Here is a 26,622-nt window from a genome sequence, read left to right as displayed (position 1 = left end):
AGGTCAGTGCTTGGTCGCCATAGATTCGCGGAAGCGCTCGAAAAGATAGAGAGAATCGTGGGGGCCGGCGGCGGCTTCGGGGTGGTACTGGACGCTGAAGGCCCCGAGGTCCTTCGCCGCGAGGCCTTCGCTCGTGCCGTCGTTCAGGTGGACGTGGGTGCTGACGACGCTGGAGGGCAGGGAGGCGAGGTCGACGCAGAAGCCGTGGTTCTGGGTCGTGATCTCGATGCGCCCGGTCGCGAGGTCCTTCACCGGCTGGTTCGCGCCGCGGTGCCCGAACTTCAACTTGTAGGTCTTGCCGCCGAGCGCGAGGGCGAGGAGCTGGTGCCCGAGGCAGATGCCGAAGAGCGGCTTCTTCCCGAGGAGGCCCTTGATCGTCTCGACCGCGTAGCTCACCGCCGCCGGATCGCCCGGGCCGTTCGAGAGGAACACGCCGTCGGGCGAGAGCGCGAGGACGTCCGCCGCGCTCGTCGACGCCGGCACCACCGTCACGTCGCAGCCGGTGTCGACGAGGCAGCGCAGGATGTTCTTCTTCACGCCGTAGTCGATCGCGACGACCCTGAACCGCTTCCGCTCGCCCTTCGGATCGACGTTCCACGCGCCGCGGCCGTCCGCGAACGCGTAGCGCTCCTTCGGCGTGACGAGCTTCACGAGGTCGGAGCCGGACATGTCCGGCGCCTCGCGCGCCTTCTTCCGCAGCGCCTCGATCGGCTCCGGCCCCACCGCGCAGTTCTGCGAGCCGTGGTCGCGGAGGTGGCGCGTGAGCTTGCGCGTGTCGACGCCCGTGATCGCGACGACGCCGCTCTCGGCGAGGTACGCGTCGAGCGTCTGCTCCGCGCGCCAGCTCGACGCGACCGGCGACGCGTCGCGCAGGACGAAGCCCGCGACGTGCGGCTTGCCGTCGACCGACTCCGCGTCGAGCGCGTTGACGCCGACGTTGCCGATCTCGGGCGCCGTCATCGTGACGATCTGGCCCTTGTACGACGGATCGGTGAGGACCTCCTGGTAGCCCGTCATCGTCGTCGTGAAGACCGCCTCGCCGACCGTGGTGCCGCGCGCGCCGTACGGCTCGCCCGGGAAGACGGCGCCGTCGGCGAGGACGAGGTGAATCCGTTCGCTCTTCGTGGGATCGCTCATGATGCTTTCGGATCGTGGTGCTCGAACGCGACGCCGCCGTTCACGACCGTCGCGAGCACGAGCCCCTTCATCGTGTGGCCGAGGAACGGCGTGTTCTTGCTCTTCGTGCGGAGGCGCTCCGGATCGACGCGCCACTGTCGCGCCGGATCGACGAAGCACAGGTTCGCCGGCGCGCCCTCCGCGATCGTGGGCGCGCCGATGCCGACGACCTTCGCCGGCGCACGCGTCAGCGCGTCGACGAGCCGCGCGATGGGGAGGATCCCCTTGTCGACGAGGCCGAGCATGAGCGGCAGGCACAGCTCGAGGCCGATCATCCCGGGCGCGGCTTCGTCGATCGGGCAGTCCTTCTCGAGCGGCGAGTGCGGCGCGTGATCGGTCGCGATGCAGTCGATCGTGCCGTCGGCGAGCGCCTCGCGGAGCGCGAGGAGGTCGGCGTCCTCGCGGAGCGGGGGGTTCACCTTGCAGGCGGTGTCGTAGCCGATCAGTTTCTGATCGGTCAGGAGGAGGTGGTGCGGCGTCACCTCCGCCGTCACCGTGATGCCGCGCGACTTCGCCTCGCGGAGGATGCGGACCGCGCCGAGCGTGGAGAGGTGCGCGACGTGGTACTTCGCCTTCACGTACTCCGCGAGGATGACGTCGCGCGCGACGATGACGTCCTCCGCGACGCGCGGCCAGCCGCGGAGACCGAGGCGCGTCGAGACGCCGCCCTCGTGCATCTCCGCTCCCGCCGTGAGCGCGTGGTCCTCGGCGTGCTGGATGAGCGGAAGATCGAACGTCGTCGCGTACTCGAGCGCGCGCCGCATGACGTCGCTCCGCGTGACGCACCGGCCGTCGTCGCTCACCGCGACCGCGCCGCCGTCCTTCAAGTCCGCCATCTCCGTGAGCTGATCGCCCTTCTGGCCGATCGTGATCGCGGCGATGGGGTGGAGGCGCGTCCCGCCGATCGCCCGCGCCTTGTGGATGAGGAGCTCCGTCACCGCGCGGGAGTCGTTCACCGGTCGCGTGTTCGGCATCGCGCACACGTCGGTGAAGCCGCCGGCGGCGGCGGCGGCGAGGCCGCTCGCGATGTCCTCCTTGTACTCCTGACCCGGCTCGCGGAGGTGCGCGTGGATGTCGACGAGCCCCGGGAAGAGTAGCGCCCCTGCGACATCGAAGACCTTCATGCGGCTCGGATCCGCCTCGAGCCGCTCGGCCGCGCGCGGCCCGGCCCGGGTGATGAGCCGCTTCTCGACGACGACGTCGATCTCGGCGTCGAGCCCGCGCGCCGGATCGATCGCCCGCACGCGACGAAACACGAGGAGATCCTGCATCGATGCGTCGCAGTAGCACGCGCTGCGGAGCGGCGGAAGCGTGCGCCCGGCCGAGCTTCGGGTATCATGCGAGAACCGCGATGGGGGACGACCCGAAGAAGCCGCTCGACGAAGCCAAACGCCTGATCCTCGCGCGGCGCGCCCGCTTCGTCGCGGCCGCGCTCGCCGGCGTCGCGGCGACCGCGGTGGCCGGGCTCGAGGGATGCGGCGGGAGCACCGCCGACGAGCCGAGCCAGTCGCCGGACGGCGGCGGGAAGAACCCGAACCCGCAGCCGTGCCTCTCCGTCGCGCCGACCACGAACCCGCAGCCGTGCCTCTCCCCGCGCCCGTGCCTCGAGCCGCCGGTGGAGCCGCGCGACGCGGGCGACGACGGCGCGAACCCGCAGCCGTGCCTCTCACCGCCGCTGCCGCGCGACGCGGGCGACGACGGCGCGAACCCGCAGCCGTGCCTCTCGCTCCCGCCTCCGGACGCGGGGTGACGATGCGGCCGAAGGTCTACTCCGTCGCGATCGAGGTCACCGCGCACTGCCAGCAGAAGTGCGACTACTGCTACAACGCGTGGCGCGAGGACAACGGCGCCGGGATGGAGGCGGGCGCGCAGAAGAAGCTCCACGCGCGCGTCGAGAAGGTGCTCTCAGCGATCGAGGTCGACCACGTCACGATCACGGGCGGCGAGCCGTTCGCGCGGAAGGACATCTTCGAGCTGCTCGACCTCGTCCGCGCGCAGAAGGTCGGCATCCAGATCATCTCGAACGGCGGGCTCATCGACGACGCGATCGCGACGCGGCTCGCGCCGTACCAGGTCTCGTACGTGCAATGCACGCTCGACGGCCCGAACGCCGAGCTCCACGACGCGCACGTCGGCGGCAAGGGCCACTTCGACAAGACGATCGCCGGCATCGCGGCGATGAAGCGCGCGGGCGTGCCCGTCGTCGGGTGCACCGTCATCACGCGGAAGAACGCGGCGCGCCTCGGCGAGATCATCGCGCTCTTCCGCTCGCTCGGCGTCCGCCACATGGCGCTCTCGCGCTTCAGCCCGGCGGGCTACGCCGCGCGCCACGCCGCCGAGCTCCTGCCCTCGCGCGACGACCTCCTCGTCGCGTTCCGCCAGGCGATCCCGTTCGCCAAGCTCGCGGACGATCCGATGCGCTTCACCTGCACGATGCCGGTGCCGCCGTGCGCGGTGGAGGTCGAGGAGCTCGCGCCGCTCGAGTTCGGCACCTGCGCGATCGGGACCAAGTACCAGGAGTTCGCGCTCGGGCCCGACGGCCGCCTCCGTCATTGCACTCTGCATGGATCGGCGCTCGGCGGCGATCGCGACGTGCTCGAGACCGACGTCGCCGCGATCGTGACCGGGAGCGAGGTCCGCGACTACAAGCGGACGCTCCCGGAGTTCTGCGCCGGCTGCAGCCACGCGTCGTCGTGCGGCGGCGGCTGCGGCGCGGCCTCGGAGTGGGTGCTCGGCGCGCGCGACGTACCGGACCCGTTCGTCTGGCAGCACGTCGACGACGAGTTCGGCGCGCGCCTCGAGCACGAGCGCAAGAAGAAGCCGATCCGGCTCGAGGTGATCCGATGAGCGACGACGCAAAGAGCAAGATCCTCGCGCGCCGCGCGTCCTTCATCGCCGCCGCGCTCGCGGGCGTGGCCTGCCAGAAGGAGCCGGCGGACAAGCCCGAGCCGTGCCTCGCGGTGCCGATCGACTACAACCCCGAGGCCGCGCCGGGGCCGTGCCTCGCGGTGCCGATCGACCACAAGCCCGACGCCGCCGCCGCGCCGCAGCCGTGCCTCGCGCCGCCGCCGCAGCCCCCCGTCGACGCGGGCAGCACGACCATGAAGTTGCCCGAGCCGGCGCCGCACCCGTGCCTCTCGGTCGCGAACCCGGAACGGGAAGACGCCGGCCCGCCGCCGCCGCGGCCGCAACCGTGCCTGACGCCGGTGAGACCGCCGGACAGCACCAAGAAATGACCGCGCGCCGCGACCGGCCGCGCGCGCTCCTCGTCTGGCCGGGCGGTCTCTTCGGCGGCGGCGCGAACTTCGGCGTGCCGCAGATCCTCGCGATGGCGAGCGCGATGAAGGCCGCCGCCGGCGTCGACGTGGACGTCGTCGACCTCGACATCGAGCGCGCGTTCGGGCCGGTCGACCTCGCGCGCCTCACCGCGCCGGGCTACGACCTCGTCGGCATCGCGTGTTACTCGTCGTACGACTACCTCAAGGTCGTCGAGCTCGCGCGCCGCGTCCGCGCGCTCCTCCCGAAGGCCTGGCTCGTGACCGGCGGCTACCACGCGAGCGCGCGCCCCGCCGACTTCGAAGGGACCGCGTTCGACTACGTCGTCGTCGGCGACGGGGAGGGGCCGATGGCGCGCCTCGCGTCCGCGCTCGAGACCGGGCGGCGCCCGCTCCTCCGCGTCCTCGGCCCCGAGGCGGTCGCGGACCCCGGCAAGATGCCCCCCGTCGACTGGACGCTCCTCGATCGCTACCGGCCGGTCGCGCGCAGCGTCGCGGCGCAGGCCGAGATCTACCTCTCGCGCGGCTGTCCCTACGACTGTGCATTCTGCATGGAACGCGCGAAGCGAGACACCTCGTGGCGCGCGCTCGAGCCGCTCCAGGCGGTGGAGGAGATGCACCGCCTCGATCGGTTCCTCGATCTGTCGCGCTGGACGCTGTTCATCGCCGACGCGCTCTTCGGGATGAAGACGGCGTGGCGGCGCACGTTCCTCGAGGCGCTCGCGGCGCGGCCGATCCGCGCGCGCAAGGTCTGGCTCCTCGTCCGGATCGACCTCCTCGAGCGCGAGGACATCGCGCTGATGGCGCGCGCGAACGTGGCGCCCGGGTTCGGCCTCGAGTCGGGCGATCCGGAGCAGGTCCGCCGCATCCGCAAGGTCGGCCGCCTCTCGGACTACCTCGATCAGATGATGCGCGTCGCGGGGTGGGCGCGGGAGCTCGACGTGCCGTGGGGCGCGAACGTCATCGTGGGCCACCCCGGCGAGACGGAGCGGTCGATCCGCACCACCGTGAAGTACCTCGAGCGGCTCTTCCTCGGGCCCGGCGGGACGACCGGCTTCCTCTCCGTCGATCCGTTCCGGCTCTACCCCGGCTCGCCGATCGACGAGGAGTTCGCGGACTGGCAGGCGTCCACCGGCGTGCGCGTGAAGCGCTACCCGTGGTGGCACGACGGCGATCAGGACTTCCTCTCCGAGTGGGTCGATCCCTCGCACGACCTCGACTTCCGCCGCTGCCTCGCGCTCCGTCACGAGCTGTTTCGTCCGCTCGTCGCCGGCATCGCGAAGGCGTTCTGCTACGGCGGACCCGCGCCCGACTACTTCCGCCGCGCGATCGCCGAGCAGATCGACCTCGTGCGTCCGGAGAAGGAGGCGCGCACGCTCGGCCTCGATCGACTCTGGTCGACGTTGCTCGATGACGCGGAGCCGGCGCGGATCGAGGACGACGCCGCGTTCGCGCGCGCCTCGCGGGCCGCGCGGGCGGAGCTCTACGGCGCGGAGGAGGACGCGGTCGCGCGGGCGCTCGTCGAGGTGCCGCGCGAGCGGTTCGTCCCGATCGACGCGCTGCCGGAGGTGCATCGCGATCGCGCGCTCGCGCTCGACGACTCGGGGCTCGCGACGGTGTCCGCGTTCCACGCCTACGCCGCCGCGTTCCGCGCGCTCGAGCTCGGCGCGGACGACGAGCTCGTCGACCTCGGCGGCGGCAGCGGCTACGGCGCCGCGCTGGCGGCGCGCGTCGCGCGGGCGGTGACGACGATCGAGATCGACCCGACCCTCTCCGCGGTCGCGCGCGCGCAGTGCCCGAGCAACGTGCACGTCGTCGCGGGCGACGCGCACGACGTCGCGCTCTGGCGCGGCGCGCGGAAGGTCGTCGCCGGCTTCGACGTCGGCGCGATCCCCGCGGCGTGGCTCGAAGCGCTCGCGCCCGGCGGCCGCCTCGTCGCGCCGGCGGGCGGCCAGCTCGTCGTCGTCGACAAGGACGCGGACGGCGCGATCGCGCGCCGGGCGCTCGGCCCCGTCGTCTACGTCCGCGATCGCTCAGAACGCGCGCTTCAGCATGAAGGAGCCGATGCCCACGGGCGCTAGCGTCTGCGCGAAGATGTCGGTGGGATCGTCGAGCGGGTCGTCGCAGGAGATGAACCCGCGAACGTGGTCGCTCCCGAGCTGGAGCGAGACCGTGCAGCTCCGGTTCGACAGCTCGTCGCCGAGCTTCAGGTCGCCCGGCGCGATCGTGTAGTCGCCGCTGCCCTGGAAGCAGCGCAGCGCCGCCTGGAAGAAGACGCGCGTGCCCTCTCCGCACCAGAGGACCAGCGTCTCGTCGTCGAGCTCCGCGCCGCCGGCGGAGCCGGTCGTGACGTGCCGGAACGACGCGCCCTCGCGCGTGACGACCTGGCAGCCGAAGTCGCCCGCGCCGAGGCTCGCCGAGCCCGCCGTGTACGTCGCGCATTCGCCGCTCGGCGCGAACGGCGACGGAGGCGCCGGGTCGACGCGAGGCGGCGGCGGCGGAAGCGAGGAAGGCGGCTTGGAAGGGCGTGACGGTGGGCTCTCCGTCGGCGTCGCCGGCGTCGCCTCCGGCTCGTCGCTCGACGTCGGGGCGATCGCGCCGCCGCACGCGGTCAGCGCGAGCGCGAGCGCGACGCTGCGAAGCCGAAACATCCGACGAGTATCGCAGAGGCGTCGCCGCGCTCAAAGCGGACCGAGCGCGCGGAGGTCCAGCGTCGCGAGCCACGCCGCGTGCGCGCCGGCGAGGCCGGCCGCGCCGGCGCGCGCGCGCAGGCGCTGGATCGCCTCGCGCTCCACCGCGAGGAACGCGTCGTGGTCGCGGGCCGCCTCGACCACGGTCGCCTCGTGCGCCGCTTGCCACGCGACGTGCTCGTTCGTCGCGCCGGCGACGCCGGGGACCCCGGCGAAGATCACGCGCCGGTGGACGCGGCCTCGGCGCGGGAGCGGCGGCGTCACCGCGACGGTGAAGCCGGCGAGCGCGGGCGCCGCGGGGAGCACCGCGTGGAGCGCGCGCTCGAGCGCGGCCGCGTCGAACGGAGCCGGCGCCAGCGCCTCGAGATCGGGCATCTCGAGCTCCGCGGTGGCGCGGAGCACCTCCGCGAACGCCCCCGCCGCGCGCGCGACGTGGAGCGCCTCGTCGTCGTGCACCTCGATCTCGTCGAGGTCGCGATCGCTCCAGCGTCGGTTCTCGTCCGCCGAGCCGAAGACCCACGCGAGCGCCTGCGCGCGGGCGAACGTGTCGTGCGTGAGCGCGAACATCTCGTGCGCGAGCGTCTCGACCGGGCGTCCGAGGCGCTCCCGGATCCATGCAATATACACAGGATCGAAGCACGACGACGCGAACGGCACGTCGACGTGGGCGAGCACGTGGAAGACGGCCTCGGCCCAGACCGAAGCGCGCTCGACCTTCATGCCTTCATGCCGTCAGAAGCGACCCGCGACGCCGCCGACGTACGGGTGCCACTCGAACCCGGTCTGCTTCTTCGGCGCGGTGAACCAGAGCACCGCGCCGGCCGCGACGCCGACCGCGCCGACGATGAAGCCGACGGTGGAGAGCGTCGCCATCGTCCGGAAGCTGTCGACGTCGCCGGAGGCGCTCGGCGGGCAGCGGCCGGCGGGGCACTGCGTGTCGAGGTCGCCGTGTTTGCTCATCGCGAGCGCGCCGGTGACGCCGCCGAAGACGAGCCCCGCGCCGCCGACGCCGAGCGCGACGATCGCGAGCGTGCGATCGCGCTTCGGTGGTGCGGTCACGGCGCCGCCGGCAGGAGGCGGCGGCGGAGGCGCGTCGGGCACCTTGGTCAACGAGAGCGTCGCTTCGGCGCTCCCCGCCTCCGCGACCTCGAACGTGGTCTCGCCGGGGGTGTAGCCGGGGGCCTCCGCCTTCACGGTGTGGCTCCCCGGATCGACGGGCCGCGCGACGCCGAGGCCGGCCGGCGGAACGGTCTCGCCGTCGATCGTGACGCGCGCGTTCTCGGCGCCGCCCTCGATCTTGATCGTGACGCGCGCGATCTTCGCCGCCACGTCGTTGACCTCGGATTGCGCCGCGGCGACGGCGTCCTTGAACGCCTGCGACGCGCTCGGATTGTTGCCCTGCTCGCGGATGATCTTGTTGTAGCTCTCGCGCGCGAGGACGAGCTTGCCCTGCTTCACCTGCGCGCGCGCCGCGCCGAGCGTCAGCGTCGGGGCGGCGGGGTACAGGTTCGAGGCGGCGGTGAAGAGCCGCTCCGACTCCGCGAAGTTCCCCGCTTCGTACGCGGCCTGCCCCTGCTGCCCGAGATCGCGGGCCTGCGAGATGTCCTGCGGCGTCGGCTCCGCGTACGCGACGGCGGGGATCCCGACGACGAGCGCGGCGACGACGAGTGCGGAGCGCATGTCCCAACGCATGCCCCAGAGATACCGCGAAACGACCGCCGCTCGCACGAACGTTGCACGCTTCGCGTTCATGGCTCGTTCCCTCTGCCTCGCGTCCTTGGCGTTCTTGCTCGTGGCCGCGTGCGACCGAAGCGCCTCCGAGCGGCCGACGGAGAAGACCGTCGCCGAGCGCGCCGAGGCGGCGGCCGCGCCGAAGCCCTCCGCCGGCACCGTCAGCTCCAACGACAAGGTCACCGACGCGGCTGCGGCAAATGAGCCGTAATTCCGGGCGCCTACCCACGTGAGGTGAGGCGTGCTAACCCACCTGGGTGCGCGGCGTGGTGGCAGTGCTCGCGATCCTCGTCGGCGCCGTCGCGTGCTCCGACGACGCGCCGGCGTCCTCGCCGCCCGCGCGCGAGGCGGTCGACGCCGGCCCGAAGCCCGTGCCCGTCTCGCCGGTCGACACGAGCGAGCCGCCCCCGCCGCCCGTCTCCGACGCGCTCCCGTGCCCCAAGAGCCCGTGCGCGGAGCGGCCCGTCATCTTCATCCACGGCCACACCGGGAGCATCGACGACGGGAAGGTGCTGCTCGACCGCATGCTCGTCGAGGGCGAGCGCTGGGACGACTGGCAGCCGGTCGGCACCGAGGACCACCAGGCCTGGGAGGCGAAGAGCGTCCCGCGCCGGTCCTGGCTCTTCAATTTCGACTATTACGTGAAACATGCAAAAACCGACAAGCGCGGCTCCTACACCGCAGGCCCGGGTCGGATCGGGAGCAACGGCGACTTCACGTGCGCGGCGCCGGCGGGGAAGGGGCACATCCGTCCGAGCGCGACGGTCTACGACGACGGGACGGAGCACGAGTTCGCGAACGACCTCGCGCAGATGGTCGACAGCGTGCTCCGCGCGACGGGCGCGGCGAAGGTCGACATCGTCACGCACAGCATGGGCGGCCTCGTCACGCGCTCGTTCATCACGTTCGTCGGCGGCGCGGAGAAGGTGGAGAGCGTGCTCTTCCTCGCGACGCCCCACCTCGGCGTCCCGTTCGCGTCGGCGGAGGCGATCATCAACGAGGCCAACAAACCCTGGATGTCGGCGAAGGAGCTCGCCGAGCTCGATCGCAACGGCGTCTTCGCGCAGACGAAGTTCATGCCTTGCGGCGAATCGGGGACGGACACGTGGCCGAACCTCCTCCTCGCGGCGGAGGAGAAGCTCCCGCGCGCGCCGGCGTACCGCTGCATGCGCGGCGTCAACGACGTCCTCGTGAGCGAGGAGTCGGGGCGGCACCCGAGCTGCGTGGAGCACGTCGAGCTGCCGTCCACCGACCACGCGAAGCTCCCCGCGGCGAAGGAGGCGAGCGACCTCGCGCGCCGCGTCCTCGGCGGGTTCGTCACCGCTTCGACGAAGCTCTGACACGACGCGCTCGGATCCGGCCGCGCAGGCTGCGATACTGCGAGGCCGATGTCGCTCGCCCGGATCCTCCTCGCTTGCGCGCTCGTCGTCGCGCTCATGGGCACCGCGCACGCGGAGCCGAGCGCAGCGGACGTCCGCGTCGCGAACACGCTCTACCGGACCGGCGTCGCCGAGGCGGCGAAGGAGCGCTGGGCGGAGGCGCTCGACGCGTTCTCCCGCGCGCACGCGCTCTATCCGTCGTCGACGATCATCCTCGCGAACCTCGCCGGCGCGGAGGTGAAGACCGGCGACATCGTCGCGGGCGTCGAGCACTACCGGCAGTGCCTCAAGCGCGGCGACCTCACGAAGGAGGAGGCCGCGCTGGTCGAGGGCGCGATGAAGAAGGCGGAGCCGCGCCTCGCGCACGTCCGCATCGACGTCGCCGCCGCCACCGCCGCCGATCGCGTCGAGGTCGACGGCGCCGTGCTCGCGCCCGCCGCGCTCGGCGTCGACTACCCCGTGAACCCGGGAAAGCGCTCCATCACCGCGACGCGGCCCGGCTGGGAGCCCGCGCACCTCACCGTCACCCTCGCCGAGGGCGCGTCCGAGAACGTCTCGATCGTGCTCCAGCCGAAGCCGGCGCCGGACAAGCCCGTCGTCACGACGCCGGAGCGCCCGCGCGAGCGGCCGATCACGAGCTCGCCGTGGTTCTGGGTGATCGCCGGCGTGGTCGTCGCCGGCGCGACGACGGCGACCCTCTGCGTCACCGTCTTTTGCCGCGCCGACGATCCTTACCGCGGCAGCGTCCCGGGCATCGTGCTGCCGTAGCGCTACGGCCCGCGCTTGAAGATCGGCGTGCTCTCGTGCATCTCGACGTTCGACGCGGCGGGCGCCGCCGGCCTCGGTCCCGTCCGCGGCCTCGTCGAACGACGCGTCGACGCGACGGGCTCCGCCGACGGCGGCGGTGGCGGCGTCGGCGGCGCGACCGCGGGCCCGGCGTCCACGCTCTCGATCTCGACGACGCTCGTCACAGGCGGCGGCGGTGGTGGCGGCGGCGCTTCGGCGGGCGGCGGCGTCGTCGCGCGGTAGGCGAAGACACCGGCGACGAGGCCCATCCCCACGAGCGCGCCGAGGCCGAGGACGAGACCGACGCCCCGCCGCGCCGGCCGCTCCACGCTCGGCTGCGACTCGAGCTCGATCGGGATCGCGCCGGTGCCGGCGTCGGCGGCGCGCTCGGGCATGCTCTCGCGGCTCCGCCGGCGCTGGGCCTCGAGCTCCACCTCGTCGAGCGCGACGGTGAGCGTCTCGAGCGCCTCGGCCGGCGCGGCCGCGGGCGGCGGCACCGAGCGCTCGCCGCTGCCGCCCTCGGCCGCGAGCACGTCCTTGAGCAGGTCGCGCGACCTCTGGATCGCGTCCGGCATCGTCGCGGCGAGCAGGGCCGCGAGCTGGCTCGATCCCTTCGTGCTCGCGGCCGGCACTGCCTCGAGCAGCCGGATCCGCAGCGTCTCCGCGGTCGCGATGCGGGCGGCGGGATCCGGCGCGAGCGCCTCCATCACGATCGCGTCGAGCGCCGGCGGGATCGCGGGGACGAGCTCGCGTGGCGGCACGACCTTCGGGTTTCGCACCATGTCGAGGAGCACGAACTCGTTCTCGGCGTCGAAGAGCCGCCGCATCGTGAGCATCTCCCAGAGGATGACGCCGAGCGCGTAGACGTCGGCGCGCCGATCGATCTCCTCGCCGCGCGCCTGCTCGGGCGGCATGTACGCGACCTTGCCGCGCACGACCGACGACTGCGTGTCCTTCGACTGCGCTTTCGCGATCCCGAAGTCGATGAGCTTCACGTGTCCCTTGAAGGCGAGGAGCACGTTCTGGGGGGACACGTCGCGGTGCACGATCCCGAGCGGCTCGCCGGTCTCGGTCGACGACTCGTGCGCGGCGTGGAGCCCGGCCGCGACCTGCGCCGCGAGCCACACCGCGACGTCGACGCTGAGCGCGCGCTTCTTCGTCCGCAGCGCGCGCAGGAGCTCGCCGAGCGAGACGCCGGCGACGAGCTCCATGACGAGGTAGTACGTGCCGTCCGACTCGCCGAACTCCTCGACGTGGACGACGTGCGGGTCCTGGATCTTCGCCGAGAGCATCGCCTCGTCGATGAACATCCGCGTGAGCTTCGGATCGTCGGCGAGGTGGGAGTGGATCACCTTGATCGCGACGGGCCGCGCGAACCCGGCCGCGCCGACGCGCTTGCCGACGAAGAGCGTCGCCATCCCGCCCGCCTTGAGGCGCGCGAGGAGCTCGTAACGTCCGAGCGTGTCCCCGACCGACGGCATGCGCTGACCCGAGATGTTCGCACAGTCGCGCGCCCACGACGAACGCAGTATCGTCCGCCTACGATGGCCCTCCGCGGAAGTCTCCCGCGCCTCGCGCTGCTCTCGCTCCTCGCGAGCGGCGCCGTCGTCGCGGCGACGGACTGCTCGGAGCTCACGCAGGTCGTCATCGTCGTCGACACCGACCTCGCGCCCTCCGACGTCGATCGCGTCGACGTGACGGTGACCGGCCCGAACGGCAACGCGGGCGATCGCTCCGCCGAGGCCGCGTCGCTCCCGCTCAGCTTCAGCGTGCAGGCCGGGAGCAACCCGAGCGCGGACCTGACCATCGTCGCGGTCGCGAAGCGCGGCGGCGCGGACGTGCTCCGCCGCACCGCCGTCGTCCGCATGACCGACGGCAAGAGCACGCTCGTGCACCTGTCGCTCTGCCGCGCGTGCGGCGCGACGTGCGCCGACGTCACGACGACGACCGACTTCACGGGCACGGTCCCGAGCGCGCCGTCGTGCAGCGGCGCCGAGGAGCGAGACGGCGGCGGCGACGCCGGCGACGGCGGCCCGCCGGTCGCCACGCGGTGTCCCGGCGCGCCGCGCGAGATGACGCTGATCGCCACGCCGGGAGGAAAGCGCTTCTGCATCGACACGACCGAGGTCACGACGAGCGCCTACGACGAGTTCCTGAAGAGCACGGCCGCCGACGCGAGCACGCAGCCGCCGGAGTGCGCGTTCAACACCGACTTCTCGAAGCCGCAGGACCCCGGCGGCTCGCCCGAGTGCGAGCTGAGCCGGCCGGTCTTCCAGCTCGACCCGGCGACGAGACCGGACGTCCCGATGACGTGCGCGGACTGGTGCGATGCGCGCGCGTACTGCGCCTGGAAGGGGAAGCACCTATGCGGTCGCATCGGCGAGCGCACGCAGCTCGACTACGGCGCGTACGTCAACCCGGAGGTGAGCGAGTGGTACGCCGCCTGCTCGAACCTCGGCGCGACGACGTACCCCTACGGCAACGCGGAGGACCAGCTCTCCGCGAGCTGCAACGTCGACACCGACGTCGCCCCGACGGTCTGCAACCGCCCGACGTGCCGAACGGACGCCGGCGTCTGCGACATGGTCGGCAACGTCTGGGAGTGGGAGGACGCGTGCGAGCTCCGCGAGGGCCTCCGCCGGTGCCTGGTCCGGGGCGGCTCGGCGCGCGCCGGCAACCCCGGCATCTACGACCGCTGCAACATCGGCCCCACCGGCAAGTACGCCGACGTCCCGATCAACACGAGCCAGAACGACATCGGCTTCCGCTGCTGCGCCGACCCGCTAAACTGACCGCGCTCATGGCGCGGCGGTCGATTGTGGTGCGAAGGAGGGGACTTGAACCCCTACACCTTGCGGTACTGGTACCTGAAACCAGCGCGTCTGCCAATTCCGCCACCTTCGCGAAGGCGCGGCATACATAACCGTTCGCGCGCCGCAGGACTAGAGATTTTCGACGCTTTTCAAGAGCTCCGGGACGAAGTTCAGCCGCGGGCGGATGAGCGGGACCTTCACGGGACCGGTCCGCACCTTGATGAGCCCATCCGCGTCGCCCGTCAGGCCGCCGAGCTCGTCGCCCGTGAATTTCACGACCTGATCGCCGGCGAGGTCCTTTTGCTCCGTGTAGTCGGCGGTCCGCGTCGTCTGCGTCTGCGCCCCGGCCGAGGAGGAGAGGGTGAACAGGGCGAGGGCCGCCATCGTCGAAGTCACCAGGGTCAGCTTCATGCCCATCGGAACCATGCGGACAATTGCTCCTTGGGCCGAAAACGAAGAGACTCACCGACTGAGCTTGGAGGCCTGATGATTCGCAAGACGCTTGGATTGTTGATGCTGCTCGCCCCTGCCGCCGTCTGCGTCGCCGCGTGTGGCGACGACGACCCGGTCGACAAGTACCCCTCGACGGACGCGTTCTGCGCCGCCGTCGCCGACACCGAATGCAAGGACACCGCGGGCAAGTGCGCGGTCACTCCCGACGCATGCAAGAACGCGCGAAAGGCGGCCTGCCTGGACGCGTCCTCGCGCGCGACGGGCCAGGGCCGCGGGTACACGTCGGCCCGCGTCGACGCCTGCCTCGCGGCGACGACGGCGGCGTACAACGAGCCGACCTCGAAGGCGAAGCTCGACGCGCGCAACGACGCCTGCGCCCGCGTCTTCGCAGGCGCGAAGAACAAGTCGGAGCCGTGCGCCAACGAGTACGACTGCAGCGGCAGCCTCGTGTGCGATCTGCAGAAGGGCTTCTGCGCCGACAAGACCGCGCGCAAGGAGGCCGACGCCTGCAACAACGCCGGCGACATCTGCGACGACGGTCTCTTCTGCGACGGCCCGGCGGGCTCGCGCTTCTGCCGCAAGGCGCGCGCCCTCGGCGAGGCCTGCAACGCAGAGACGCCGTGCATCGACACCGCGTTCTGCAACGGCACGACCTGCATCGCGATCGCGCAGACCGGCCAGCCCTGCACGGACGACGACCAGTGCGCGAGCACCTACTGCAACCCGACCGCGAACGCCTGCGGCACGCGCCTCTACCCAAGCGAATCCGGCACCTGCAAGGACTTCGGCGGCACCTAGCAGGCGCTGTTGCGGTCAGGGGCTTCGCCCCCGACACCCCCAGGCCCCAGACACGGCCCTCGCGCTCTGCGCTCGGGTTGCTTCTGGGGCCTTGCCCGCCTCTCGCCCTCGCGGTGCGGTCGCTTCAGGGAGCGATTTAATGGCCCGCACGGCGAGCCAGTACGCCGCTACGTCGTCGGTCTGGGGCGCTGTGAGGATCTGCCGTTAGCAACGCCTCGCGGCACCACCGTGCCAAAGCACCCCCCTCGCGCGCCCAAGCCTCCGCTTCCAAGCGGACGCCGGGCAGGGCCGAAGCCCCGCGTTTGTAGAAAAAAACGGCGCGCTCTCTTTCGAAAGCGCGCCGTGATCAGGTTGGCTTGGCCGGGGTGGGATTCACTTCGCCGCGGGCGGGGCGGCGTCGTTCTTCTGCGCGTCGGTCGGCTTGCCGTTGATTTCCCAGATCTTGAACTCGACGCGGCGGTTCGTTTCCTTGTTCGCCGGCGTGTCGTTCTTCGCGAGGGGGCGCTCTTCGCCCCAGCCCTTCGGATCGAGGCGGCCCTTGTCGACGCCGCCCTTCTCCGTCAGCCACTTCGCGACCGCGTCGGCGCGGTCCTGCGAGAGCTTCTGGTTGTGGTCGTGGCCGCCGTCCGCGTCCGTGTGACCCTCGATGTGCAGCTTCGTGATCTGCGTGTTCTCCTTCAGGACGTCCGCGACCGTCTGGAGGATTTCCTTCGTCTCCTTGTCCTCCTCGATGACGGCGCTGTTGACCTTGAAGTGGATCTTGCCCGGGATCTTGATCGTGTCGCCCTCGACCTTTGCCTTGCCGGTCGACTTGATCGGCGCCGGCGGCGGGGGCTCCGGCGCGGGCGTCGACGCGGGCGGCGGCGGGGGCTCCGGCGGGGGCGGCGTCGCGGCCTTCGGCTCCGCGTTACCGATCTTGGCTTCGGCCTGGCAGCCGAGCGAACCAACGCCAACACTCAACGCAAACACCGCCATAAGCGGGAAGATGACCTTCTTGGACATGACTATGATGCCTCCTCAGATGCCGAACGTTCGGCCAAACTCGACGAGCGATGGCCACGGCCGGCGCTCTTCCTCGGGGTTCGAGGGCGGTGCCCCCGAGCTCCCGCCCCGCGCAAATGACGGGGCCCCATTGTTTGAGCTGGCGAGACGCTACGAGAAACCCGCCCGGTTGGGAAGGGCTACGACAAAATGGTCCGCGGGGTGCGGCCCGTTCGCTCGCTAGCCGTGTGCTAGCGTCAGCCTGCTTTGGACGGAGGTAAGCCCGGTCGATTCAGCGCCGACGTGGCCGCCCGCGTGGCCGGCCACTGGGCGGCCCTCGACGAAGACCTCCTCGCCGCGTCCGCGCGCCGGCGGCCCGGGCGCGCGGAAAAAGAGAGGAAAGACGAGCACCTGGACGGGGTGCGGATGGGGCGCCGGCGGGCCGGGATGCTCGACGAGCTCCTTCTAGGCATGTTCGACCTCGCCCTCGCCAAGACCGGCGTGACCGAGCCGATCGCCCTCGCCGCGGTTGGGAGCTACGGGCGCGGGGCTGTCGCCCTGCGATCCGACATCGACGTCCGCCTCGTCACGAAGGACGGCGCCCGCCGCCAGGCCGCCGCCGCCAAGGTCGCCGACGCTCTCCTCTATCCATTGTGGGACGCCGGCCTGTCAGTGGGGCACCAGGTCACATCGCAGTCCGAGATGCTGGAGCTCGCGCAAACCGATCTCGCGACCGCGACGTCGCTCCTCGATCTCCGTGTCATCGCGGGCGAGGGCGGCCTCGTGCAGGAGCTCGTCGACCGCGCGTACCTCGGCCTCTTCAGCGAGGGTGAGCTCGGGCGCTTCGTCGAGCGCCTCGAAGAAGAGGCGACCGCGCGGCACGCTCGCTTCGGTGAGTCGCTCTACCTCCTCGAGCCGGAGGTGAAGTCCGGCGCGGGCGGCCTGCGCGACATCGACATCGCGCGCTGGGCCGCGCGCGCGCGGTACCGCGTCGGCGCCGATCCGTGGACCGAGCTCGTGCGCCTCGGCGTCATCGTCCCGCGCGAGGCGCAGGAGATGGCGCGCGCGGAGCAGCTCCTGTGGCGCGTGCGGAACCGGCTCCACGCGCACGCCGGACGGAAGAGCGATCGCCTCACGTTCGATCAGCAGGAGACGATCGCGATCGAGCTCGGCTACGCGCGCAAGCCGTCGAGCCCGCCCGGCGGTGACGCGGAGTCCGACGCCGAGTCGGACGCGATCGAGGCCGCGCCCTCCAGCGCGTCGCCGGAGGCGCGCGCGGAGGCGGCGGAGCGCTTCATGCAGGACTACTTCGGCCAGGCGCGCGTCGTGTCGCGCAGCCGCGAGGCGCTCCTCCTCCGCGCGAAGCCGCCGAGGCGCCGCGGCAAGCCGGTGGAGAAGGACCTCGGCGACGGAGTGCGCCTCTTCGACGGGCAGGTCACCGTCGACTCGAACGCGCTCCTCGACGATCCCGCGCTCGCGCTACGCGTGTATGATGCATGCATTCACGAGCGCGCGCCGGTGCTCCCGTTCGCGCGCGATCTCATCGCTCGCTTCGCCGCCGACCCGACGTGGTCCTCGCGCCTCCGCGCGAGCGAGGAGGCCGCGCGCCTCTTCCTCTCGCTCTTGTGCACCGTGCCCGAGGCGCCGCTCAAGCGCGGGTCCGTCGTCGGCGAGCTGCACGAGGTCGGGCTCCTCCTCGCGATGATCCCGGAGTTTCAGCCCGTCACCGGCCGCGTGCACCACGACGTCTACCACGTGTACACGGTCGACGTTCACAGCGTGGCCGCGGTCGACTGCCTCCGCGCGATCTGCCGCGGCGACCTCGCGCACGAGCGCCCGCTCGCGTCGCGGCTCGCGGCCGAGATCGCGCGGCCGCTCCCGCTCTTCCTCGCGACGCTGCTCCACGACGTCGGCAAGGGCTACCCCGACGCGTCGGGCTCGCGGAAGAACCACTCCGTGAGCGGCGCCGAGCTGTGCGACGCGATCCTCCCGCGCCTCGGCGTGGGCGGCGACGACGCGGCCGAGATCCGATCGCTCGTGCTCGGGCACCTCGCGATGTACCACACCGCGACGCGCCGCGACCTCGACGATCCGAGCACGGCGCAGGAGTTCGTGCCGGTCGTGCGGGGGAGGGAAGGCCTCCGCAACCTGTACCTCCTCACCGTCGCGGACATCACGACGACCTCGCCCACCGCGATGACGTCGTGGAAGGCGCGCATGCTCGACGAGCTGTACTTCGCCGCCGACGCGCACCTCGCCGGCGCGCGCGACACCTTCGACGTCGCGCGCACCGAGCGCGTGCGCACGATGGCGCTCTCGGCGTGGAGCGGCAAGAAGGCCGAGCTCGGCGCGTTCCTCCAGACGATGCCGGACCGCTACCTCCTCGCGAACCCGCCGGAGTCGATCGTCGCGCACGCCCGCGTCGCGATCGAGCGCGCGGCGACCGACGCCGTCGTCCACGCCGCGCTCGTGCCGTCGCGCCATCCAGAGGTGAGCGAGCTCTGCGTCGTCGCGGAGGACGCGCCCGGCCTGCTCGCCCGCATCGCGGCCGCGATCACGGCCGCGCGGCTCGAGGTCCTCGGCGCGCAGGTCTACTCGCGCGGGATCCGCCCCGCCGGCCGCGCGCACGAGGCGAGCGAGGCGGTCGACCTGTTCTGGATCCGCGACGCACGGAGCGGCGCCGACGGCGTCGCGCGCGCGCTGCCGCGGCTCCTCCGCGATCTCGAGCAGCTCTGCGCGGGGAAGCGGTCGGCCGACGAGCTCCTGCGCGATCGGGTCGGGAGCGCGTCGCCGTGGCGCGAGCGCCCGTCGCCCGCGGTCCTCTCCGAGGTCGTCGTCGACGACCGCGCATCGCCGCGACACACCGTCGTCGAGGTGTTCGCGAAGGACCGCCCCGGCCTCCTCTACAGCCTCGCGCGCGCGCTCCACGACCTCGGGCTCTCGATCGCGCTCTCGAAGATCAACACCGAGGGCACCAAGGTCGCGGACGTCTTCTACGTGAACGAGCTCGACGGAGCCAAGGTCGCCCCCGGCGCGCGGTTCAAAGAGATCCGCGAGGCCCTGCTCGAAGCCGCTCGCGGAGGGCCCGAGGCACGTGAGAGCATGCGCGTCGTCGCGGCCTCGGCCGCGCGGCCCGAATAGGAGAACCCGATGCGCTTTTCGATCCCCGGTCTCTTCGTGCTCGCCCTCACCGCGGCGTGCGGCGGCGAGAGCAAGCCGCCGGAGACCCCGCCCGCCTCCACCGGCGCGGCGCAAGATCCGCCCTCGAGCGCGCCCGCGCCGACCGGCGCGCTCTCCGGCCCGACCGCGCCGCCGAGCGGCGACGACGTGAAGAAGGGCATCGCCGCGCTGAAGGCCGGCGACATGCCGGGCGCGAAGGCGGCGTTCGACGCGGCGATCCAGAAGGACCCGAAGAAGGCGGACGCGTATCACTACCGCGGCGTCGTGAACGACCAGACCGGCGCGAGGGCGGAGGCGGAGAAGGACTACAAGAAGGCGCTCGAGCTCGATCCGGCGCTCGAGGAGTCGGCGGTGAACCTCGCCGCGCTCCAGATCGACGCCGGCAAGTTCGACGACGCGATCGCGCTGATGAAGCGCGCGGTCGCGAAGAACGCGCGCAGCGCCGCGATCCGCGTGAACCTCGCGATGGCGCTCTCGGGCAAGGGCGAAGACCCCGCCGCCGCGAACAAGGAGTTCGAGGAGGCGATCAAGCTCGATCCCAACAACGCGATCACGATCGTCACGTACGCCGCGCACCTCGGGCGCAACAACAAGAAGGCGGAGGCCGCGACGCAGCTCCAGAAGGCGGCCGGCATCGCGGCGTCGGATCCGGGCGTCCTCGCGTCCGTCGCGCTCGAGTACAAGAACCTCAAGGACTACAAGCAGTGCGTCCTCGTCCTCGACAAGGCGATCGGCGTGAAGGACGTCGCGGAGCTGCGCATCTATCGCGGCACCTGCAAGCTCGGGTCGAAGGACCTGCCCGCGGCGACGGCGGACTTCAAGGAGGCGGTCGCGAAGGAGCCGAACAACGCCGTCGCGCACTACTCGCTCGGCAACGCGCTCGCCGACGCGGGCAAGCTCGCCGACGCGATCGCGGAGTGGGAGACGTATCTGAAGCTCTCGCCCGACGGTCCGATGGCCGCGGCGGCGAAGAAGAAGATCGAGCTCGCGCAGAAAAAGAAGAAGTAGCTCACGTCGGTCGCGGGAAGCCGCGGAGGACACGGCCGGTGCCGTCTTCGAGGCACTCGCCGACGGCGACGAGGTGCGCGCTCTGGTCGAGCCACGCCGACGGCGCGCGATGCGGATCGCGCATCTGCGCGGGCGCGACGCGCTGGCCGTAGGAGACCGCGCGGACTCCGTCGTCGTCGAGGACCGTGACGGGGAGCGCGATGGCGGCGGCGCGATCGAGGGGGATGAGCGCTTCGGGGCCGACGTCGTCGAGCGCGATCGCGTGCTCGATCGTGAACGCGCCGGAGCGGATCCGGCGGAGCGCGGTGAGGTGCCCGACCGTGCCGAGCGCGGCGGCGAGGTCGCGCGCGAGGGAGCGGACGTAGTAGCCCTTCATGACCTCGACGACGACGTCGACGTCGGCGCCGGCGATCCGCTCGAGCGTGAGCGAGCGCACCTCGACCGGCCGCGGGGGGAGGGCGGCCTCGCCGAGCTTGCCGGCGCGCGCGAGGGCGTGGGCGCGCTCGCCGCCGATCCGGATCGCGGAGACGGCGGGCGGCACCTGCTCCTTGCGCGCGCGCTCCGCCTCGAGCGCGGCGGGCAGGCGCCTCGCGAGGTCGTCGGGGACGGGCGCCGACGCGGTGACGTCGCCGTCGGCGTCGAGGCTGTGCGTCGTCGTGCCGAGGTGGATCGTCGCGGCGTACGTCTTGTCGTCCGCGGTCAGCCACGGCACGAGCTTCGTGCCTTCGCCGACCGCGACGACGAGGACGCCGGTCGCCATCGGATCGAGCGTGCCGGCGTGTCCGACCGCGCGCGTCTTCAGCGCCTTGCGTACGCGCGCGACGACGTCGTGGCTCGTCGGTCCGCGCGGCTTGTCGACGACGAGGACGCCGTGCGGCTCTCGCTCACGCATTCGTTATCCGAAGAAGACGCTCTTTCGCGCGCCCACCGCGCGGTCGAGCATGGCCTGGATCGTCGCGCGGACGCGCTCGGCGAGCTTGCCGACGAGGAGCTCGTCGTCCGCCGCGTCGCGGCCGTGGTTGCCGAGGTCGATCGGCTCGCCGAACTCGATCTGCCATTTCGTCGGCGCGGGGACGAGGCCGAGCGGGCCGAGCGCGGGGAAGGTCGGCGTGACGGGGACGTACGGCACGCCGAGCGTCTTCGCGAGGTACTCGAAGCGGAAGAGGAGCGGGTTCGTCTCCTCCGCGCCGACGACGGCGACGGGCACGATCGGCGTCTTCGTGCGGAGGCACAGCTTGATGAAGCCGCCGCGTCCGAACCGCTGGAGTCGATAGCGCTCGCCGAACAGCTTGCCGATCCCCTTCACGCCTTCGGGGAACACGGCGACGAGCTGCTCCTTGGCGAGGAGCCGCTCCGCGTTCTCCTGGTGCGCGCGCACCGCGCCGAGGCGGTTCATGGTGGAGCCGAGCCAGGGCATGTGCGTGATGAAGTCCTCGGTGAGCCAGCGCACGTCACGCGGGGCGGGGTGCTCGAGCTTCACCGCCGTCTTCAGCATGAGGCCGTCGAGGGGCAGCGTGCCGGAGTGGTTCGCGACGAGGAGGCAGCGCCCGCGCGCGGGGACGCGATCGATGCCCGTCGTCGTGACGCGGAAGTACCGCGTGTAGAGGAACTCGAGGACGCCGCGGAGCTTCTGATCGTAGACGGGATCGAACCCGAAGTCGTCGACCTCCTCCGAGCGCCCCCGCATCGCGACGCGCCCCCACTTCCGGAGGTAGAAGTTGCTCGAGAGTAGCTCGCGCGCGGTGTCGAACGCGGTCGGCTCGCTCTCGCGCAGCGCGGCGCTCGAGAGGCGCTGGCTCGGCAGGGGCGCGGAGGCGGGGAGATCGGGCTCCGTCTCCGGCATCGGCGGCGGCTCGGGCGTGCTCTCGTCCGGAGCGGCTTCCGGTGCTGCTTCGGTTGCCGCGGCTTCGGTCATCGCCTCGGCATCAGCATCGGCATCCGCGTCGTCGTCGTCGTCGTCGTCGCCGGCGAGCGCGGAGAGATCGCGGCGCGAGGCCTCGTCGATCAGCTTGTCGAGCTGCGCTTCGAGCTCGCGGATCTGCGCGAGCACGGGCTCGTTCACGGTCACGGCGGTGGCGGCGTCGGGGTCGGGGGCTTTGCGGCTCTTCTTGGCGACGCCGCGCGGCTCGGTCGAGGCTTCGGCTTCGCTGCCGTAGGCCGCGGTCATCGCCATCGAGTCGGTCGCGGCGGAGTCGATCGCCGTCTCGAAGGACGTCGGTGCCGCGTTCGAGAGGGGCGCGGCCTCGGGGGAGGCGGCGATGAGCGCCGCGCGCTTCTGCTCCACGAACGCGACGTCGCCGACGACGGCCGTGTCCCCGGTCGCGCGCTTCAACGCCGCGAGCTCGCGCGCGTCGCCGCGCTTCGGCGCGTCTTGCTTCAGCGCGTCGGTCACCGCGGGGGCGGCTTCGACGCGCGGCGAGCGTCCCGGCACCGGCGCGACGCTCGAGCGCGCCGTGAGCGGCCCGCGCGTCGAATCGACGGGCGAGGTGTCGTCCTTCACGTGCACCGCGACACCGTCGCGACGCGCATCCTCCGTCACCGCACCGTCACGGCGCGCCGCATCGGCGGGGAGATTCGAGCCGGTGCCCGCGCTCGTGTCGCTGTCGCGGCGCGCGCCAGCGATCGTGGCGGCCGCGGCGGCGCGGTCTTCGAGGCTCCGACGCGACGTCGCCGGACCTCCGCGCTCCGCCGCGCGCGAGGTAGCGTCCGCGCGAGGGGGCTTCGCGCTACGCGTGTCGTCGCGGTCGGCTGCGCGCGAGGTAGCGTCCGCGCGAGGGGGCTTCGCGCCACGCGCGTCGTCGCGGTCGGCTGCGCGCGAGGTCGCATCCGCGCGAAGGGGCTTCGCGCCACGCGCGTCGTCGCGGCTTGACGGGCGCGATGCGGAGCCACCGCGCTCCGGCGTGCGCGAGCTCGAGGCGTTGCCCTGCCGGTCCTGCTTCGCGTCGCGGTCCGGCGTGCGCGTCGACGAGCCGCGCGTCGAGCCGGAGGCGGCGGGTTTCGGCGGCGTGCGCGTCGACGAGCCGCGCGTCGAGCTGGAGGCGGCGGGTTTCGGCGGCGTGCGTGTCGACGAGCCGCGCGTCGAGCCGGAGGCGGCGGGCTTCGTGGGCGTGCGTGTCGACGAGGCGCGGGAGGAGGGGGGCTTCGACGTGACGCTCGGGCGCCGTGTGCTCGGGGCGCCGGCGGGGTGGCGGTCGGGCGCTGCCCGACGTTGAGGAGCCTTCGCCGCTTTCTTCGTCGCCATCAGACCGCCTCGTGGAGGAGCTTCACGTCGCGGAGACGTTGGGCGTTGGTGAAATCGAGGACCGCCTCGCGCGTCGTGTACGCCGGGCGGAAGCCGAGCTTCTCGCGTGCCTTCGCGCCGTCGGCGACGCAGAGGAAACGGAGATAATGCATGAAAGAAGGCGGCGCGTCGACGAGCTGCGCCAGCCAGAGCGCCGCGCCGACCGTGCTCACGAGCGGGTGGGGGACCGGCAGCGGGAGGCGCCCCGCGAGCTTGATGACCGTCGACAGCGGGAGCACCCCGTCGCCGACGATGTTGTAGACGCCGGGGTGATCGCGATCGATCGCGAGCTTGAACGCCGCGATCGCGTCGACCTCGTGGAGGAACTGGACCAGCGGGTCGAAGCCCATCGCGACCGGCACGAGGCGGCGCGCGAGCCAGCGCGTGAGGTAGCTCCGCACGGTGGGCCCGAGGATCGGCGCGGTGCGGAGGACGGTGACGATCGTGGCCGGCGACCGATCGGCGAAGCGCGCGAGCTCCGTCTCCGCCTCGAGCTTGTCCGCGAACCACGGCTCGCTCGACGGCGCGCGGAGCGGGTGCTTCTCGGTGAGGTAGTTCGGGTTCGAGGGGTTCGCGCCGTAGAGGAGCGTCTGCGACCAGGCCACGACCTTGCGCACGTTCGCGTGCCTCGCGGCAACCAAAACATGACGGGTGCCGACGCTCTCCAGCTCGTGGGCATGTGCCGTCGCGTGGGTCGGTGACGACATGAAGGCGAGATGGACGAGCGTGTCGGCCTGCTCCGCCCCGAGCAGCTCCACGAGGCGAGCCTCCGCCGAGGCGCCGGTGAAATCGACCTCGTAAAAACGGGTTTTCCGCTGCGCGGTGCTCGGCGGCTTCACGTCGACCGCGACGATCCGGGCGATGCGGGGGTCCTCCTCGAGGAGCCCGATCAGGTTCGCCCCGAGGAAGGACGCCGCGCCCGTGACCGCGACCGCCCTTCCCGACGGCTTCTTGCCAATGAGCGTCCCGGAACCAGAAGGCATGGGATACGCTTCTACCGCCGATGAGCGCGTCGATCCATCCGGCCCCGCTCATGCTCGGTCCTTACGAGCTGATCGAACGGATCGCCACCGGCGGTATGGCCGAAGTGTACCTGTCGCGGCGCGCGGGCCCGCACGGCTTCCAGAAGGTCGTCGCGGTGAAGCGGATCCTCCCGCAGCTCGCGCAGGACTCCGACTTCGTCGCGATGTTCATCGACGAGGCCCGCGTCTGCGCGCGCCTCGCGCACCCGAACATCGTGCAGGTGTTCGACTTCGGCGACGTCGACGGCGAGCTCTACATGGCGATGGAGTACGTCGACGGGACGACCGCCGCCCGCCTCGTCCGCGCCGCGGCCGCCCGCGGCGAAGAGGTCCCGCTCGAGGCCGCGCTCTACATCGTGCTCAGCGTCCTCCGCGGCCTCGACTACGCCCACTCCACGCGCGACGAGGACGGCCGCCCCCTCGCGCTCGTGCACCGCGACGTGTCCCCCGGCAACGTCCTCATCGATCGCTCCGGCGCGGTGAAGCTCACCGACTTCGGCATCGCGCGCGCGGCGGAGATCGAGCGGCGCACCGACGCCGGGCAGCTCAAGGGCAAGCTCGGGTACATGTCGCCCGAGCAGGTCGTCGGCAAGGAGCTCGACGCGCGGAGCGATCTCTTCACCGCCGCGATCGTCCTCGCCGAGCTCGTCATGCTCCGCCCGCTCTTCTCGGGGCCGAACGAGATCGACGTGCTCATGCGCATCCGCGACGCGGACCTCTCCGTGATCGACCGCGCCGGCACGCGCGTCCCCGACGACGTGAAGGCGATCCTCTTCCGCGCGATGGCCCGCGATCGCGCGCTCCGCTACCCGACCGCGGGCGCGTTCGCGGAGGCGCTCGAGGAGGTCCTCCGACGCCGCCGCCTCCAAGTCGGCCCCGGCAAGCTCGCGGCGTGGATCGAGCGGCTCGGCCTCGCGCCCTCGCGCCACGAGGAGCCGGAGAGCGAGACCGGGACGCGCCAGACCGCGAGCCTCGCCGCGCCGGGATCGCGCATGCCGACGACACCTCCGCGCGGCTCCGTCGCGCCGCCCGCGCGACCGTCGTCGCTCCCGGGCGAGATGCGCGAGGTGTCGCCCTCGATCTACCGCGCGAAGATGCCGGGCGGACCGACGCTCGGGCCGTTCGGGTATCCGCGCCTCGTCGAGATGTTCGTCACCGGCGGGATCGATCAGCGCGCGCTCATCGCGCGGGAGACGTCGCCGTTCCGCGACGTCGGCAGCTACACCGAGCTCGCGCGCTTCGTGAACAGCCCCGCGTTCCGCTGGGACGAGGGCGTGTTCTCCTCCCAGAACCAGGCGCAGGCGATCGATCGGCTCCTCCTCCCGCGCCGCCTCTGCCAGATCGCGAGCAAGCGCGAGACGGGCTGCCTCTACCTCCGCGACCAGACGCGGAAGAAGAAGATCTACTACGTCGAAGGGATCCCCGAGCTCGTCGTGTCGACCGACAAGCGCGAGCTGTTCGGCGAGCACCTCGTCGCGCGCGGCGCCGTCCTCCGGATGGAGGTGGAGATGGCGCTCGCGATGCTCCCGCGCTTCAACGGTCACCTCGGCGACGCGCTCTGCGGCCTCGGCGTGCTCCGCCCGATCGAGCTCGTGCGCGCGATCCAGGCGCAGAGGATCGATCGCACGACCGAGGTGTTCTCGTGGCAGCGCGGCGAGCTGGCCTTCGTGCGCGGCGCGCGCTCGCACGAGGAGACGTTCCCGCTCCCGATCGATCCGTTCGACATCGTCGCGCGCGGCATCCGCGACGCCTACGGCCAGGAGGAGCTCGAGGCCCTCCTCGCGCCGCTCGAGGACGCGACGATCGAGCCGGTCAGCCCGCTGCCGGTGCGCCTCCAGGCCTTCCGCTTCTCCGACACCGAGGAGCAGATCCTCGCGTGCGTGAAGGGCCCGGTCGCGATCAACGACGTCGCGAAGGCGATGCGGAAGGTGGCGACGCGCGAAGAGACGCTCCGCACGATCTTCTGCGCGCTCTCGGCCGACCTCCTTCGCGCCTCGAAGCCGTTCCTGGACTGACCCCTTGATGGATCCGCCGGGATCCATGGTTGGGC

Annotated in this window: 24 protein-coding genes and 1 tRNA gene; 13 read left to right on the top strand and 12 right to left on the bottom strand. The window is 72.1% G+C overall.

Annotation, left to right across the window (positions count from 1 at the left end; genetic code table 11):
- Positions 1-3: 3 nt before the first annotated feature.
- Both carA and KF837_30190 read right to left on the bottom strand, forming a co-directional pair.
- The gene (gene carA, locus KF837_30195) at positions 4-1,137 is read right to left on the bottom strand and encodes a glutamine-hydrolyzing carbamoyl-phosphate synthase small subunit (GenBank protein ID MBX3231633.1); all 1,134 of its coding nucleotides are present in this window, start codon (positions 1,135-1,137) and stop codon (positions 4-6) included.
- On the bottom strand, positions 1,134-2,447 hold the full coding sequence (locus KF837_30190; protein MBX3231632.1) for a dihydroorotase: 1,314 nt from the start codon (positions 2,445-2,447) through the stop codon (positions 1,134-1,136). Before KF837_30190 ends, carA begins: the two co-directional genes overlap by 4 nt.
- 80 nt (positions 2,448-2,527) lie before the next feature.
- Here KF837_30190 and KF837_30185 point away from each other — a divergent pair, with 80 nt between their 5' ends.
- The 4 genes from KF837_30185 to KF837_30170 are packed head-to-tail and all read left to right on the top strand — an operon-like array spanning position 2,528 to position 6,532.
- A complete protein-coding gene (locus tag KF837_30185; GenBank protein ID MBX3231631.1) occupies positions 2,528-2,926 on the top strand; it encodes a hypothetical protein in 399 nt (132 codons plus the stop codon).
- A 2-nt stretch (positions 2,927-2,928) separates the two neighbouring features.
- Complete coding sequence (locus tag KF837_30180) at positions 2,929-4,023, top strand: radical SAM protein (protein MBX3231630.1); 1,095 nt, start codon at positions 2,929-2,931, stop codon at positions 4,021-4,023.
- Complete coding sequence (locus KF837_30175; protein MBX3231629.1) at positions 4,020-4,412, top strand: hypothetical protein; 393 nt, start codon at positions 4,020-4,022, stop codon at positions 4,410-4,412. Before KF837_30180 ends, KF837_30175 begins: the two co-directional genes overlap by 4 nt.
- A complete protein-coding gene (locus KF837_30170; protein MBX3231628.1) occupies positions 4,409-6,532 on the top strand; it encodes a cobalamin-dependent protein in 2,124 nt (707 codons plus the stop codon). Before KF837_30175 ends, KF837_30170 begins: the two co-directional genes overlap by 4 nt.
- Here KF837_30170 and KF837_30165 read toward each other — a convergent pair.
- Genes KF837_30165 through KF837_30155 form a run of 3 tightly spaced genes read right to left on the bottom strand, consistent with a single transcriptional unit; the run spans position 6,485 to position 8,821 of the window.
- Positions 6,485-7,102, bottom strand: a complete 618-nt coding sequence (locus KF837_30165) for a hypothetical protein (GenBank protein MBX3231627.1) — start codon at positions 7,100-7,102, stop codon at positions 6,485-6,487. The two genes, KF837_30170 and KF837_30165, sit on opposite strands and share 48 nt — an antisense overlap.
- A gap of 30 nt (positions 7,103-7,132) precedes the next feature.
- Positions 7,133-7,861, bottom strand: a complete 729-nt coding sequence (locus tag KF837_30160; GenBank protein ID MBX3231626.1) for a hypothetical protein — start codon at positions 7,859-7,861, stop codon at positions 7,133-7,135.
- A 12-nt stretch (positions 7,862-7,873) separates the two neighbouring features.
- Positions 7,874-8,821, bottom strand: a complete 948-nt coding sequence (locus tag KF837_30155; GenBank protein MBX3231625.1) for a tetratricopeptide repeat protein — start codon at positions 8,819-8,821, stop codon at positions 7,874-7,876.
- Between the two features lie 70 nt (positions 8,822-8,891).
- On the opposite strand from KF837_30155, the gene KF837_30150 reads away from it, so the two are divergent.
- The 3 genes from KF837_30150 to KF837_30140 are packed head-to-tail and all read left to right on the top strand — an operon-like array spanning position 8,892 to position 11,019.
- Positions 8,892-9,083: a hypothetical protein gene (locus KF837_30150; GenBank protein ID MBX3231624.1), complete on the top strand. Its 192-nt coding sequence runs from the start codon at positions 8,892-8,894 to the stop codon at positions 9,081-9,083.
- Positions 9,084-9,141: 58 nt separating this feature from the next.
- A complete protein-coding gene (locus KF837_30145; GenBank protein MBX3231623.1) occupies positions 9,142-10,212 on the top strand; it encodes a hypothetical protein in 1,071 nt (356 codons plus the stop codon).
- A gap of 48 nt (positions 10,213-10,260) precedes the next feature.
- The gene (locus KF837_30140; protein MBX3231622.1) at positions 10,261-11,019 is read left to right on the top strand and encodes a tetratricopeptide repeat protein; all 759 of its coding nucleotides are present in this window, start codon (positions 10,261-10,263) and stop codon (positions 11,017-11,019) included.
- 2 nt (positions 11,020-11,021) lie between these two features.
- On the opposite strand, the gene KF837_30135 is transcribed toward KF837_30140, so the two are convergent.
- On the bottom strand, positions 11,022-12,518 hold the full coding sequence (locus tag KF837_30135; protein ID MBX3231621.1) for a serine/threonine protein kinase: 1,497 nt from the start codon (positions 12,516-12,518) through the stop codon (positions 11,022-11,024).
- Between the two features lie 63 nt (positions 12,519-12,581).
- Here KF837_30135 and KF837_30130 point away from each other — a divergent pair, with 63 nt between their 5' ends.
- Positions 12,582-13,829, top strand: a complete 1,248-nt coding sequence (locus KF837_30130) for an SUMF1/EgtB/PvdO family nonheme iron enzyme (protein ID MBX3231620.1) — start codon at positions 12,582-12,584, stop codon at positions 13,827-13,829.
- Between the two features lie 27 nt (positions 13,830-13,856).
- Here the strand turns inward: KF837_30130 and KF837_30125 are convergent.
- Together KF837_30125 and KF837_30120 are read right to left on the bottom strand one after the other, a co-directional pair.
- Positions 13,857-13,941, bottom strand: a tRNA-Leu gene (locus tag KF837_30125).
- 38 nt (positions 13,942-13,979) lie between these two features.
- Positions 13,980-14,261, bottom strand: a complete 282-nt coding sequence (locus tag KF837_30120) for a hypothetical protein (protein MBX3231619.1) — start codon at positions 14,259-14,261, stop codon at positions 13,980-13,982.
- 75 nt (positions 14,262-14,336) lie between these two features.
- Between KF837_30120 and KF837_30115 the strand changes: the two genes are divergently transcribed.
- Positions 14,337-15,101 carry a hypothetical protein gene (locus tag KF837_30115; GenBank protein ID MBX3231618.1) on the top strand — a complete coding sequence of 255 codons (765 nt, stop codon included), beginning with the start codon at positions 14,337-14,339 and terminating at the stop codon, positions 15,099-15,101.
- 372 nt (positions 15,102-15,473) lie between these two features.
- Here KF837_30115 and KF837_30110 read toward each other — a convergent pair whose 3' ends face one another.
- Positions 15,474-16,103 (bottom strand): OmpA family protein, encoded by a 630-nt coding sequence (locus tag KF837_30110; GenBank protein MBX3231617.1) that lies wholly within the window; start codon positions 16,101-16,103, stop codon positions 15,474-15,476.
- A gap of 405 nt (positions 16,104-16,508) precedes the next feature.
- Between KF837_30110 and KF837_30105 the strand changes: the two genes are divergently transcribed.
- Together KF837_30105 and KF837_30100 are read left to right on the top strand one after the other, a co-directional pair.
- Complete coding sequence (locus KF837_30105) at positions 16,509-19,223, top strand: HD domain-containing protein (protein ID MBX3231616.1); 2,715 nt, start codon at positions 16,509-16,511, stop codon at positions 19,221-19,223.
- 9 nt (positions 19,224-19,232) lie between these two features.
- Positions 19,233-20,270 carry a tetratricopeptide repeat protein gene (locus KF837_30100; protein MBX3231615.1) on the top strand — a complete coding sequence of 346 codons (1,038 nt, stop codon included), beginning with the start codon at positions 19,233-19,235 and terminating at the stop codon, positions 20,268-20,270.
- A 1-nt stretch (position 20,271) separates the two neighbouring features.
- On the opposite strand, the gene truB is transcribed toward KF837_30100, so the two are convergent.
- Positions 20,272-21,162 carry a tRNA pseudouridine(55) synthase TruB gene (gene truB / locus KF837_30095; protein MBX3231614.1) on the bottom strand — a complete coding sequence of 297 codons (891 nt, stop codon included), beginning with the start codon at positions 21,160-21,162 and terminating at the stop codon, positions 20,272-20,274.
- Positions 21,163-21,165: 3 nt separating this feature from the next.
- A complete protein-coding gene (locus KF837_30090) occupies positions 21,166-22,437 on the bottom strand; it encodes an acyltransferase family protein (GenBank protein ID MBX3231613.1) in 1,272 nt (423 codons plus the stop codon).
- A 787-nt stretch (positions 22,438-23,224) separates the two neighbouring features.
- Between KF837_30090 and KF837_30085 the strand changes: the two genes are divergently transcribed.
- A complete protein-coding gene (locus tag KF837_30085) occupies positions 23,225-23,482 on the top strand; it encodes a hypothetical protein (GenBank protein MBX3231612.1) in 258 nt (85 codons plus the stop codon).
- 28 nt (positions 23,483-23,510) lie between these two features.
- On the opposite strand, the gene KF837_30080 is transcribed toward KF837_30085, so the two are convergent.
- Positions 23,511-24,533, bottom strand: coding sequence for an NAD-dependent epimerase/dehydratase family protein (locus KF837_30080; GenBank protein MBX3231611.1), 1,023 nt, complete (start codon positions 24,531-24,533; stop codon positions 23,511-23,513).
- A gap of 20 nt (positions 24,534-24,553) precedes the next feature.
- On the opposite strand from KF837_30080, the gene KF837_30075 reads away from it, so the two are divergent.
- Entirely contained in the window at positions 24,554-26,587 is a 2,034-nt protein-coding gene (locus KF837_30075; protein MBX3231610.1) for a serine/threonine protein kinase, read from the top strand.
- Positions 26,588-26,622 lie beyond the last annotated feature (35 nt).

The organism is Labilithrix sp., assembly GCA_019637155.1.
Lineage (GTDB): Bacteria > Myxococcota_A > Polyangia > Polyangiales > Polyangiaceae > Labilithrix.
The sequence above is the reverse complement of the archived record's forward strand: the minus strand, read 5'-3'. Positions and strand labels throughout refer to the sequence as shown.